16 protein-coding genes are annotated in these 11,422 nt (G+C 60.4%); 1 reads left to right on the top strand and 15 read right to left on the bottom strand.

Annotated elements, in window-relative coordinates:
• The 3 genes from ACP5J3_RS06550 to ACP5J3_RS06560 form a co-directional block, all read right to left on the bottom strand.
• Window positions 1–666 (bottom strand): hypothetical protein (locus tag ACP5J3_RS06550; protein ID WP_428494938.1); only part of this gene is annotated, 666 nt, incomplete at its 3' end.
• Window positions 659–994, bottom strand: coding sequence for a hypothetical protein (locus ACP5J3_RS06555; RefSeq protein ID WP_428494939.1), 336 nt, complete (start codon window positions 992–994; stop codon window positions 659–661). The genes ACP5J3_RS06550 and ACP5J3_RS06555, both read right to left, overlap by 8 nt.
• A 79-nt stretch (window positions 995–1,073) precedes the next feature.
• Window positions 1,074–1,436: a hypothetical protein gene (locus ACP5J3_RS06560; protein ID WP_428494940.1), complete on the bottom strand. Its 363-nt coding sequence runs from the start codon at window positions 1,434–1,436 to the stop codon at window positions 1,074–1,076.
• A 127-nt stretch (window positions 1,437–1,563) separates the two neighbouring features.
• Between ACP5J3_RS06560 and ACP5J3_RS06565 the strand changes: the two genes are divergently transcribed.
• Window positions 1,564–1,905, top strand: a complete 342-nt coding sequence (locus tag ACP5J3_RS06565; RefSeq protein WP_428494941.1) for a hypothetical protein — start codon at window positions 1,564–1,566, stop codon at window positions 1,903–1,905.
• On the opposite strand, the gene ACP5J3_RS06570 is transcribed toward ACP5J3_RS06565, so the two are convergent.
• The 12 genes from ACP5J3_RS06570 to ACP5J3_RS06625 all read right to left on the bottom strand — a co-directional run.
• Window positions 1,861–3,525 carry a DEAD/DEAH box helicase family protein gene (locus ACP5J3_RS06570; protein WP_428494942.1) on the bottom strand — a complete coding sequence of 555 codons (1,665 nt, stop codon included), beginning with the start codon at window positions 3,523–3,525 and terminating at the stop codon, window positions 1,861–1,863. The two genes, ACP5J3_RS06565 and ACP5J3_RS06570, sit on opposite strands and share 45 nt — an antisense overlap.
• A gap of 42 nt (window positions 3,526–3,567) precedes the next feature.
• A complete protein-coding gene (locus tag ACP5J3_RS06575; protein WP_428494943.1) occupies window positions 3,568–4,422 on the bottom strand; it encodes a hypothetical protein in 855 nt (284 codons plus the stop codon).
• Window positions 4,423–4,458: 36 nt separating this feature from the next.
• The gene (locus ACP5J3_RS06580) at window positions 4,459–4,647 is read right to left on the bottom strand and encodes a hypothetical protein (protein ID WP_428494944.1); all 189 of its coding nucleotides are present in this window, start codon (window positions 4,645–4,647) and stop codon (window positions 4,459–4,461) included.
• A gap of 136 nt (window positions 4,648–4,783) precedes the next feature.
• Window positions 4,784–5,110, bottom strand: a complete 327-nt coding sequence (locus ACP5J3_RS06585; protein ID WP_428494945.1) for a hypothetical protein — start codon at window positions 5,108–5,110, stop codon at window positions 4,784–4,786.
• A 15-nt stretch (window positions 5,111–5,125) separates the two neighbouring features.
• Window positions 5,126–6,016, bottom strand: coding sequence for a hypothetical protein (locus ACP5J3_RS06590; protein WP_428494946.1), 891 nt, complete (start codon window positions 6,014–6,016; stop codon window positions 5,126–5,128).
• Window positions 6,013–6,726: a hypothetical protein gene (locus ACP5J3_RS06595; RefSeq protein WP_428494947.1), complete on the bottom strand. Its 714-nt coding sequence runs from the start codon at window positions 6,724–6,726 to the stop codon at window positions 6,013–6,015. Before ACP5J3_RS06595 ends, ACP5J3_RS06590 begins: the two co-directional genes overlap by 4 nt.
• Window positions 6,727–6,738: 12 nt before the next feature.
• Complete coding sequence (locus ACP5J3_RS06600; protein WP_428494948.1) at window positions 6,739–7,275, bottom strand: hypothetical protein; 537 nt, start codon at window positions 7,273–7,275, stop codon at window positions 6,739–6,741.
• The gene (locus ACP5J3_RS06605; protein WP_428494949.1) at window positions 7,257–7,487 is read right to left on the bottom strand and encodes a hypothetical protein; all 231 of its coding nucleotides are present in this window, start codon (window positions 7,485–7,487) and stop codon (window positions 7,257–7,259) included. The genes ACP5J3_RS06600 and ACP5J3_RS06605 overlap by 19 nt, the downstream gene beginning before the upstream one ends.
• A 72-nt stretch (window positions 7,488–7,559) precedes the next feature.
• Entirely contained in the window at window positions 7,560–9,254 is a 1,695-nt protein-coding gene (locus ACP5J3_RS06610) for a hypothetical protein (RefSeq protein WP_428494950.1), read from the bottom strand.
• Window positions 9,255–9,285: 31 nt separating this feature from the next.
• Entirely contained in the window at window positions 9,286–9,735 is a 450-nt protein-coding gene (locus tag ACP5J3_RS06615) for a hypothetical protein (RefSeq protein ID WP_428494951.1), read from the bottom strand.
• A 55-nt stretch (window positions 9,736–9,790) separates the two neighbouring features.
• Window positions 9,791–11,152: a hypothetical protein gene (locus ACP5J3_RS06620; protein WP_428494952.1), complete on the bottom strand. Its 1,362-nt coding sequence runs from the start codon at window positions 11,150–11,152 to the stop codon at window positions 9,791–9,793.
• A 34-nt stretch (window positions 11,153–11,186) separates the two neighbouring features.
• The coding region (locus ACP5J3_RS06625) for a hypothetical protein (protein WP_428494953.1) at window positions 11,187–11,422 on the bottom strand (236 nt) is incomplete at its 5' end.

The raw sequence follows: 11,422 nt of genomic DNA on the forward strand, positions 1-11,422 counted from the left end.
GTATATACTCCTGTACCCGTAGCGCTCGAAGAGCCAGCCAACGGCGCCCGAGTACTTGTACTCGCAGTAGTTAGGACTGCCCTGTCTGCAGTCCCACGGGTTGCGCTTGTACAGCTGTTCTGTGTAGTACGCCTTGGTGAACCAGAAGGAGTGCCATGGCATCTGAATCATCACCTGGCCCATCACGTGGGTGGCCGCCGCCTCGGGCACCGCCTCGACGACCCACCCGCTGAACGAGCTGGCGTCTCTGAGGTACGTGGCCTGCATGGCGTGGCCGAACTCGTGCGCCAGAGCCATTTTGGTGGAGAACTCGTCCATGTCGCACGCTATCTGTATCAGAGATACGCACGCCCTGCCGCCTGAGTACGAGAAGTGCGCAAAGCCGGCGTAGCCGCTCGGCAGTTTCGCCAGCTCTACGTAGAAGCCGGGGCACAGCGCAGGGTAGTCGCCAGTCATGTTGCGGTACTTCTCCATAAGCCACTCTGAGAACTTCTTCACCATGTCAGCCTTGCCGCTGTTGCAACGGTCAACCACGCTGATAGAGACTGCAGATGGCAGAGGGGGGCCAGACGCCCCGTGTGCCCAGTAGTGCGTGTAGAGCAACGCGAAGAAGAACGAGGAGAAGATGAGGAGGAAGGCTACGGCCGCCTCGGCTAGCCTACTCATGCCTCCCCTCCTCCCTCCGCAGTAGCGACTTGAGCTCGGCGAGCTCCGCCCTGAGGGCGGCCACCTCCTCCGCCAACTGCCTGCGCCCCTGCTCAAGGTAGCCGCCGATGGCCACCCCGGCGGCGAAGAGGGAGAGGACGAAGGACGGGAATACCGTCCAGTCGTAGGGCCCGCCCAGGGCGTACCTCCCGGCGTTGACGCCCAGTACCGCCCCGGCTAGGGCAGACGCGCCGTAGATCCTGGGGAAGAACTTGCCTACTACAAACCCGGCGACGAAGGCGGCCACCGCCAGAGGGGTTACGTCTAGGGTGAGGTAGACCAGGTCCATGGGTAAGCGTATGGCTGGAGTTTAAAAACTTGGAGGGAGGGAGAAAAAAGGGATTAGTTAAAACGGGCCAGCTACGCCCTTAGTAGCCAGTGAGCCACCTGATGTAGCCCTCAAGCCACTTGGTGCCAGCGCCCCTAATGGCAGACTCGTACTTGCCCACAGACGCCTGGACGCCAGTTGCGTAGGCCCTGGCCGCTGTCTCGACCACGTCGGCCCGGGCGCCCTCCACGTAGCTGAGCAGACGCCTCTTGTAGTTCTCCACAGCCTCGGGGGACGTCACCTTGGCCCTCCACTTCTGGGCCATGTAGCCCGCCTTGACGTTGTACTTGTCGACGCCAGCCGCCACCTTCCTGTGTACTCTCACCGTACGCCCGTTGACTGTGACTGGGACCAGCTCCTCTCCGATACTTACCGCCGCCGGTGTTGCTGTTGGAGCTGACATGTGTAGATATGCCACTTCTCTTTATAAAACATCCCCCCCGTAGAAGAGGCTGGACAAGGCGTGCGGAGGCGGAGGGGGGAGGGGAGGGGGTGTGGCCAAAGTTTTTAACTAGGGGCGTACTCCCTACGTGTGCTCTATAGTCAGCGTGGAGCCTAAAAGTGGCGGGGTTCTGGTCACAGACGAAGTAGTCGTGACAGTGACTCCGTGCGACGGCTCAGACGTCTACGTAGTCGCCGAGGTGAACAACGTAGTGGTGTCGCTGACGCCAGTGGTGAAGTTCGGGAAGCCAGTCGCGCTCACGCTCAAGCTACCGAAGACGAGGGGACAGCTGACCCTGCGCCTCTACTCAGATGGCGTTGAGAAGGACGCCAAGTCCTACCTCTACTCCTACACCTACGTCCCCTCTCTGGGCGAGCTCGTGTCGCTACTTGTCCTCTTTAACGCCCTCGCGCAACTCGCCAGCTCCTAAGACTCTCTCCACGTCCCTCCCCCTCACCTCGACTATGTCTATTTCGAGGCTCCTCTTCAGCGAGAGGACCTCCTCGACAACGCGGCTGTCTGGCGTGAGCACCAGCACCTCGTTTTCGTCGCTTGTGACGTTCCTCCCGAGTATCTGGTACAGCACCGCCTTGGCGCCCAGCGTGATGTAGTCCTTGTACCTCGTCGTGAGGAGGTAGGAGACGAGCGGGTCCGAGACGTCTGGAAACGGGTATTTGGGAATCACCACAGCTATCCGCCTGTGCGGGAAGTGGACACCCCTGCTAGCCCTAGCCGACACCAACACGTCCCTCTCGCCATTTGCAAACTGCTCTATGTGGCTACCGTCTTCGTCCACTCCGTACGTTTTGTCAAGTCCGCACTCCCTCACGACGCTGTAGGAGACGACGGGGACGAAGACGGGTAGCCTCATCGAGCGTGCCAACTCGATGAGCTCCCTAGTCCTCCTACACACGCCCTCGACCTCCTGCCTGAACGCCTTGGGGTGCTTGAACCAGACGCCCTTGACGGGGATCTGTCCGTCTAGGTATACGTAGTACCTGCCAAGAGCGCGCCTGCGGTTAGACACAACTGGCGCCTTCGGGAAGAGCATAGAGACGTCGGACTCCGCGAGCGGAGTCCCCGTGAGCCCTATTATAAACGCGCCCAGCGCCGTGGCCATCCTCACCGCCTTGAAGAAGTACATCTCGTAGAGGACTACGTGGCCCCTCCTGCCCAGCTGTCTCCCGTTTTCCGCCAGCCGCAAGCCGTAGGGCGGCTGGTAGCCCCGCTCCGTGGCCACTCTGATCAGTTGCGAAAACACGCTAATCGAAATCGGGGCGCCGCGCTCAATGTCCCTAATGAGGGCGTCCGCTTGTTCGTACACGGAGAAGTCCGCCCCCTTCAAGTAGTTCAGTATCTCTCTTACGAGGTCTGGCGTCACGTCCACCCTCACGAGCATCTGCTCAAATGCTGTCTCCACCTCGTCCAGCACCAGGTACTTGAACTTGGGGAGCCTCCCAACGGCCATCTCGATGAGGAACTTCTCGTAGGTCATGACGTATATGCCAGGGCTTAGGTACAGCTGGAACTGGCGGTAGTAGTCGCACGCCCCGCCGACGTTTATGTTGACGTAGAGCTTGCCACCGCCGAACGTGCTGTACGAGCCGAGCGGCTGGAGAGGTGGAGTCGGGGTGTGAGTCGTGGGCGCGTAGAAGCGGCACTTAGATATCTTCTCGCCAGTGCTTGTCCTGAAGTTGCACACGGCCTGGGGGCTGTCTGCCCTGAGCTCTGTGTTGAGCCAACAGACGAACCTCTGCTTTCCGTATATCCCGACTACCGGTATCTCACTCCCGTCGTCGGCGACTACGCGGTACTTGGTCCACATCGATATGATAGGGACGTTGGGGACGAGGACGACAGCCGACTCGCCCCGTTGCATAAGGGAGGCGAGGGCGTAGAGGACTGTCACAGTCTTGCCACTCCCCGGGGGCTCGTTGAGGATAACCGCAGGTGGCTTCCTGCTACTTATCAGATTTACCAGCTCATCGCCAGACTTTCTCTGCCACTCCCGTAGCGTGAGGAGCGCCCCGTCTAGAAAGATCTGCGGCACTAAGAAAAAAGGGAGGTGGTTTATATCAGTTACTCTACCTTACTAAGAAACGAAGTCCTCCTCTGCGAAAAGTGGCGTGCCAGAGTAGCCAGGACGCGCCGACTCGTACACAGTCTTGCATTTGCCAGTCCTCACGTCGCACAGCTCGGCTGGCTCGGCCTGCATGAAGTAGACTGGCTCGAACTTGTACAGCCTGCCAAACGCCGCCACGTATATCGAGCCCCTGCCGAGTACCTCGTACTTCCTCTTGCCATACGCCAGGAACGAGACGTCTCTGCCATCCACCTCTACGTGCACAACTAATCCGTACACCGTCTTAAACTCCCTAATGCTCCTCCCGCCTAGCTTTGTCGACAGATCGCACGCCACTGCGTACTTCCCGTTAGACGTCCCGGCGAAGAGAATACCCACTGGCGTCCTGTCGGTCTTCAGCTTGTCCTCCACAATAGCGAGGTCGCAACTGTTGCTGACGTCTCTGCCTGTTAAGAACGCTAGCAACACCTCAAGCCACCACAGGGGGCCACCTGGCTTGAACACGTAGTCCTTCACTATCTTCACCGCCTCGCCGTTGTCTAGATACGTGCTGTACAGAATCCCAACCCTCCCGCTGTGGTCCTCGTTGTCCAGGCCAGTGCAGTGGTGCGCCGTGTACCCGCCGAGGGGAGGCGAGCAGATTATCCCCCTCTCACCTCCCCATGGCCGAAAAAAATCGTCTAGCCTCATCAGTTGCACTTCTCCAACCTCCACCTCGATGTGCTTCCTTCCAGTCTTCTTCTCCACCTCAGAAACTGCTAGGGCCACCAGAGAGCGGTCTTTCACCACCAAGACGACTGTACCGTCTGGCTTTTCGAAGTACCCCACAATCCCCAGCCTTTTCATCTCTTTACTACTCAGCATGTGTCCATACTCCGTGCTAGCTTAAAAAACTAAACCTCAAACAGCCGCTTTCAAGTCTCTGTGGGTTTTGCTAGTGATGAAGATGGCGAATAGGACCACAGCGAAAAACGGAAGGATAAGCCCGACGAGGGGGTTGCTCCTCTTCACTACCACTCTCACATAGACAAACACAAACAGAAGTAGGAGAGGCGAGAAGAGAAGCCACAGGAGCCGCGAAATATTCATGAAAGCGCTACCTCCTTCTCCCACGTGCCACAGTCGTTCATCAGCAGTATCCTAATGGTGTTTCCCCTCTTAAATACGTGGAAGCGTACAAAAGAAGTCTGACATGTTAGAGTGTCGGAAAAAAAGACGAACTTGTTCATTTAGAGAGTAGCTTCGCCACCAGCTGTATGTGCCTCACCATCGACCCGGTAATGCCGCCGATACCCAGCCCTATGAAGAAGACGCCAGCAAAAGAGAAGATGGCAGATATGTAGGTCAGCGGCCCGCCGAGTATGGCGCCTATCAGCGCCAGGACGAAGCCCCAGATGGCGAAACTGACCCACCACTTCATCTGCCTGTTTATGTCCTCTACGCTCCGCACCGAGAGGTAGGAGACTAGGTAGCCCAGCAAGAAGCCGCCACCAACGAGCACGCCGAGTATCCCTATACCTAACACATAGCGAAGCACCTCTTCGCTCGCCATGAGTAAGTCACCTCTCTAGTTTTTAAATTTTTCTCTCTGCCTCCCCTTTACTCCGTTGCCTTGCTCCCTCCCGCCCCACGTGGCGCGCCTCACGAAGACCGAGACGCTAGCCGTAGGGGCGTAGAATTTGTAGAAGCCGCCCCTCGTCCCGGCTGTCCTCCCTATGTATATCACCAGTTGCTCGTCCCACGAGGCGTTCCTTATGTCCCTAACCAGGCTCACCTCCGCCATAGCGCCCTTCTCTATTCCGACTTCCCCGTCGGGCTCGTTTGAGTATACCCTGGCGTTCGGGGCGCAGAGCCTCGCCAGGAAGGCGAGGTCCCTGTCGTCTGAGTACACCGACTGGGGCTCGTAGATGTGTAGCAGGAGGCAGATGTAGGGGGCTGTGTCGATTCCTATGTGGGGGTAGAGTAGCGAGGCTATGTCGAGCTCTCCGAAGGGGGGAGAAAGGCCCTTCCCCCTTAGCCTGAGCAGATCTAGGTAGAGGAGGCGCGGGTAGCGCCTGTTGGCTACGTAGCCCCGCCTAACGGCTACATAGAGGTTGCCGAGCACTATCTGGGAAGGGGCGTTGCACGAAATCGCGGACATGTACTTGTAGTACAAGGCTCCGAGGGCGGTGCGCAGGGACCTGTCGTTCTTGAAGCAGTCCCACGAGAAGAGGGAGGAGAAGAGAGACCACTCCCCGTCTAGAAAAGCCACTCCTCTTACGCTGGGCAGGGGCGACTTGAGTTGCACGCCACCGGTGAGGACGACATGGCTGGGCTCCTCAAGGGGGGCGAACAGGTCTCCCTCCTCTGCGGTGAGTGGCAGTCTGGCCTTTTCCCTCACCCCCTCTGCCCACGTGGACTGGAACGCCGCCTCTCTTCCCCCCAGGCTGTCCTCGTAGTCCACCACCAGGAGCTTCACGACATTAACATGAAGGCGGTTGAAAAGTGTTTTCTCTCGTACTCAGTCGCCACCCGCACCTTATACCTCCTGCGCCCGACCCCGTACTTGGTTCTGAGGATCAGAAAGTTGGAGCAGATGGCGTCGACTACGATGTCGAGGTCCCTCAGGGCGGAGAGGACCGAGTCGCAGTCGTCGGTCTTCACAGCGACGTCTACATCCCATATGGCGTACCCCCTCATGACCGCGCCAGATACAGGAACGGCCTTTATCCCTCTGCTAGCCAGACGGTCCAGCACGGCCTGGACGTCGTGGTCGGTATATGGCCTGACTGAGACCATGTCCGGCCTCCCTGGCGAGCCGACCCACACGGCGTACTGCCAGAGCGGGTCGAAGGCCAGGGTCCCGAAGCCCAGCCCCCTGGCTAGCTTGTAGAACCCCAAGCCCATCGGGAAGTAGCTCCCTATGTTGTACGCGTCGAACACCTCCCTGGCGTCTATCGCGACGACCGTGTCCGCCACGTCCCTGGCCCACGTCAGCAACTCGGCGGGGCAGGGGTGGGAGAGCGGCTGTACCAGCACGAGCGTTCCCAGCCACCCCTCCTCGCCCAGCCTCACCTCCCGCGCCCCGCCGCGGGGAGGCGCGTTCCACACGTACACCTCGCCCTGCAGGAGCCCCTCCTCGGCCATGTAGTTGAGGGCCAGGGTGAGGAGGTACTGCCTAACGTCCATAGAACAGGCTCCTCAGCATAGCCATCTTCTCCTCACAGCTCTTCGCAGTAACAAGTATTCTAACAACGTCTTCGAGCTTAGGTGGGGGCATGTGTCCCCGGTAGTCACTACTATATATCTGTTGCCCCTCTCGCAGACCTTCACGCCGTACAGCCTGGCGTAGAGCTCTGGCTTCACGTCGAAGACGATCGCGACAGGGGCGCCAAGCCTTCTATATCCCAGAACAACGTCGAAGTCCTCCCCTCCCTCAAGCTCCCCCAACGAGGCGATGAGCTGTGCATACGACTGGAAGTGGAGGACTGAGTACGCCGAGCTGGGGAAGACGTCCCACGAAGAGGGGAGGAACCTGGAGGAGTTGACCCAGAGCCACTGGCCCACGCGCGCCACAGCGATGCCGTACGAGTATCTCACGTGCTCTACACACCTCGGGGTAGAGACGGTGGCGACCTCCCTCTTGGCGTAGATAGCTACGTCTCCTACGGTAGCCACAAGGCCAGACGGGCGTGGGAACCAGAAGGCTACGCCTTCTGTTATCTTTTGTGGCTCCATACCACAAAGCTGTCGAGCGCGTAGAGGAGGGCCTTTACCACCGTCAGGCTACAGAACCCGTGCGCCACCCCGCCCTCTATGAAGAAGTCTAGACACATCGCCTCCAGGATCGACCGCACGACGTTGGCACTAGACGGGTCGAAGCGGATCTCAAGCTCTCTGAACCCGGACTCGAAGAGTATCGCCTTGAGCGACTCGTCGCTGTACACCACACCTATATACGTGAAGTGGCTAAAAGCTTTGCGCCGCCTACCCCCTCTAGCCCGCGGCCCTAAAGACAGCCGCTACCTCCTGCTAATGGAGCTGACAACGGAGACGAGCGCGGCTAGGGCGATTAGCGTAGCTAGCTTGTCTGTGTCCAGCTGGCCCCCGCCAGAGTACCTGTACACCCTCCTGTCCACCTCCACCCCGTTGTAGAGCAGGGAGATCGTGACGGTGCCTGGCTTCAGGTTGCCTACCTGGACTTCTGTGGTGCCGCCAGCTGGCAGGTAGACCTGGCCCCTCCATACGGTGTCCAGCCCCACGCGCACAACCAGCTCGAACACGCCACTGGACTTGCTGAAGTTGGCCACGGCCACTGTGGGGGACGGGCTGAGGATTTCGCTCCCCGCGAGCGGCCTCACCTCTAGTATTGAGGCTATTGGAGTGGAGCTCGCCGAGAGGGCCTTCTTGCACTCGGTGACCGGTAGCGTGGAGAGGTACGGGTCGAAGCACATCTGGTTCAGGGCCCTGCCAGTCGCCAGCTCGGCTTTTTCGACCTCCCCCTGGCCTCCCAGCTCCTCTTGGCCCGGTGGCCTGTCGAGGAACGAGATGAGGAAGCCGCCAGCCACCGCCGCCGCCACCGCCTTGACGGAGCTGAAGAACGGGAGGGCGAAAGTCGCTACGGCGTCGTAGACCGCGGCCAGGTCGCCCTCCCCGCTGGCCTTACCCAAGACGTAGGCCACGGCGCCGCCCGCGAGGCCGCCGACCACCCGGGACGCCACCGCCGCCGCGGCCCCGGTGAAGCCCAGGGCAGAGAGGGCGCCCAGCGCGCCCCTGGCCACGAGCCCCGCGACGCCTACTGGGACCAGCACGCTGGCGACGGTCAGGCCGATGTCGAGTACCGAGACTGAGAAGGGCCCGAGCTGTACCCTGGTCTCCGTCGCCCACTTGTAGGCGCTGTACGCCACGCCAGACAGCGTGGAGCCGATGGCCTGCAGGCTAGAGGAGACCGCGTTCAGGAGGGCGCCCCCGCTGTTCCAGAGGAACTCCCCGACCTTCTGCACCTGCCCCGCCAGGCCCGAGAAGAAGGAGAGCGCCGCGCCAGGTAGCGAGGTGAGGAGGTCCAGGAGGCCAGCCGCCGTAGCGGGGGCGCCCCCGGGCACTGTAGACACCACGTAGGGGAAGCCGTACCTCACGTTCGAGGGGGAGCCGGTGAAGAAGGCGAACCTCCTGTTGTTCTGAGCCACTATCCCGCTCGCGACGCCACCCTTGATAGCCACGAACCGGGCCTCTCTCGACGACGCCGAGACCAGCGGCGAGACTACAGACGCCGCTTCTGTCGTAGAAAACGCGAAGCCGGACAGCGGCGTGTCTTCCGTGGCTACGTACACCTCCTCCAGCTCCAGGCCCGTCGGCCTCTCCGCTGGCGTCGCGCTCGCCCGCAACTCCCCGTCGTACCCGTATACGTCTACCCTCACCAGGCGCCCCCCGCGCGAGGAGGCTGGCGCTATAGACACCGTGGAGGGGCCAGCTGGCAGGTCGAGCGCGACCGCCCTGGCGGTGTCCCCGTACTGAGCCGCCAGGACCACGGTGGCTGGCGCAGACGCGTAGACGTCGAGCAACGCGCGTACGGGTATGCCCTTCCAGCTCTCCACAGTCAGCCCCCGGACCCACACCTCTCCTCTGAGGGCGTAGACGTACCTCCCGTCGCTACACACGTATACTCTCACGTGCGGGAGGTCGAACTGCGAGACCGCTTCACACAGCCGAAAACTCACGAAAAGAGGGAGTTGTTAGTTAAAAAAGAGGTTACTTAAATGCGGACATTAGCGAGTTCATCATGCGTATAAACATCGCCAGGAACATGAACTGTATCATCATGTTTAGAAGCGACGAGAGGTCGAAGCCGAAGAACGCTGGCGCGGCTGTCTGGAGTGGCCCGGTCTGGGCGGGTGGCGTAACGGTGCCAGTCACCACGATAGAGGGGGCGAGCTCCTGCGTGTAGCTGAGGTTGTCGGCGTATATCACCAGGTAGGAGTTGAAGGTCAGCGTCAGGTACTGCCCAGTCCCTATGTTGCCAGGTATCGGGTCGCTGATCGCGTTGTCAAGCTCTATGTAGAGCGTCACGTTTGGCGAGCCGTCGTTGCCGATGTACACAGACAGGCTACCGCTACCGGTCGCTGCGTAGAGCGCAGTCCTGCCAGGGGGTATGTAGCCAGCTGGCTTCGAGAAGTTCACCGTTATGGGTTGCGTACTCATAACCACAACTTCTTGAGAAGCTTAAAAAACTGTTAAACATGGTTTCGATACGCGGTCAGCGCTCTCTAAAGCTCTTGACTACCTCCACCAGCACGAGCATGACAGCCACAGTAGAGAAGAGGGAAAACAAATCGTCTTGCTGGTACGTCTGCTGTCCGCAGATCTTTTTAGCCGCCTCGGCCAAGGCGGCCCTCTCCTCTGGCGTCTGCGCCTTCTGGAGCGCCTCGGTAACTGCGATACACGCGTTCGCAGTGCTCGTCTGGGCAACGGAGGTAGCCAAGTTGCTCACCATAGCCATCGCGCCGAAGGCGAGGCCAACCCCAGCCGCGAACTTCCCAGCTCTATACACGCTAGTGGCTAGAGATCTAAACCTGGTGCTTGCAGACGCGAAGAGAGACGAGAGCGCCCTTTTCGTGCCAGAGAGCGCCGCCTTGGTGGTAGCCCTAGCCACGACGTAGAACTGCTCAGCGACCCTGCCCCCCTTAGTGGCTAGGGCTACTCTAATCGGCTTTCCCACCGCTCTTGAGAGGAAGGCCCCTACCTTCTCGGCCAAGGAAGCGACGCCCGCGGCTGAGGCGTAGCCAGAAGAGGGGTAAACGACGGAGCCAGCCCCCGCTAGCTGGGCCAGCTCGGCTGAGGCCAGCTCCATGTCTGCAGACGTCGACGAGGTGACCAGGTCGTAGACGTTCTGGTATACCGACGGGTTCTGCACCACATAGCCTAGGTACCGCGTGTCGCGCTCGAAGTCGCCAGTGTCGCCTAGGAGCGAGGAGTAGGAGAGGTGGTCTAGCAACACTGCCATGACCGAGCTGAGCTCGTCGAACGACGTGGGGTACGTCAAGTCGGCCCCCCTCCCGCTGTTGTACTGCACCTCGAAGGTGGCCAGCCTCGGCGCCGAGTCTTGAGCCGCCACTTGACATATCGTCGTGTTGGGCGCGTAGGGGTTGGGTATCCTCGGGACGTAGAACCTCCCGTCTGGCCTCAGCACGGGGTAGACGTTCTTGTCCAGCGACGCGTAGAAGCAGTGTATCAACAAGTCGTTTAGATCTGGAGGGAGAGACGACACGGACGACTCTACGAAGTACGAGTCTGGCACCGACTCGCTCAACCTGTCAAACGCCCTACTGCCGAGGAGGCGCCCGTCTTCTCCGAACCACGAAACCGACAGGGGCGCGTACGTAGCCCCGGACCTGTACACGGCGCTCGGGTTGAGAGGCATGTAGAAGTCGAAGTCGCCGAGGTACGTGAGGTCTACCTCAAGCGGGAGCGTCGTCCCGTCGCTGTACTGCACCAGGGCCTTCACTGTGGCCGGGCGCTCGGCGTAGCCGCGGACTCTGAGGACAGCCCTGTGCCAGAGCTCCTCCCCCCGGTCCGAAACCGCCGTGATCAGTAGCGGCTCGAACGAGACGCTGACCACGACACGAGGCTGGAGCTAGTTAAAAAAGCTACCTTTAAGAGGAGCGGAAGCTCTTGACCAGCTCCATCACGAGCAGTAGCGGTATGAGCCCCACGACCAAGTCGACGATCTGGCTAATGTCTACGCCAGCGGGGGTTGCGGCCTTAGGAAAGGCGCAACAACACCCAACGCCACCGGGACACGGAGCGGCGCACACGCCACCGGAGTTCGAGCAACGGAGCTCCTCCATGCAGATACAGCCCCCGAAGCACGTAGCCAAGGGCCCCCTCT

Source organism: Pyrobaculum sp., from assembly GCF_049971835.1.
In the GTDB taxonomy this organism is placed as follows: domain Archaea; phylum Thermoproteota; class Thermoprotei; order Thermoproteales; family Thermoproteaceae; genus Pyrobaculum.

What these genes read in the sequence shown, in the direction of transcription:
- ACP5J3_RS06580 (WP_428494944.1), bottom strand. Translation starts at nt 4,647, where the DNA reads ATGAATATTTCGCGGCTCCTGTGGCTTCTCTTCTCGCCTCTCCTACTT.
- ACP5J3_RS06555 (WP_428494939.1), bottom strand. Translation starts at nt 994, where the DNA reads ATGGACCTGGTCTACCTCACCCTAGACGTAACCCCTCTGGCGGTGGCC.
- ACP5J3_RS06595 (WP_428494947.1), bottom strand. Translation starts at nt 6,726, where the DNA reads ATGGACGTTAGGCAGTACCTCCTCACCCTGGCCCTCAACTACATGGCC.
- ACP5J3_RS06575 (WP_428494943.1), bottom strand. Translation starts at nt 4,422, where the DNA reads ATGCTGAGTAGTAAAGAGATGAAAAGGCTGGGGATTGTGGGGTACTTC.
- ACP5J3_RS06560 (WP_428494940.1), bottom strand. Translation starts at nt 1,436, where the DNA reads ATGTCAGCTCCAACAGCAACACCGGCGGCGGTAAGTATCGGAGAGGAG.
- ACP5J3_RS06585 (WP_428494945.1), bottom strand. Translation starts at nt 5,110, where the DNA reads ATGGCGAGCGAAGAGGTGCTTCGCTATGTGTTAGGTATAGGGATACTC.
- ACP5J3_RS06615 (WP_428494951.1), bottom strand. Translation starts at nt 9,735, where the DNA reads ATGAGTACGCAACCCATAACGGTGAACTTCTCGAAGCCAGCTGGCTAC.
- ACP5J3_RS06600 (WP_428494948.1), bottom strand. Translation starts at nt 7,275, where the DNA reads ATGGAGCCACAAAAGATAACAGAAGGCGTAGCCTTCTGGTTCCCACGC.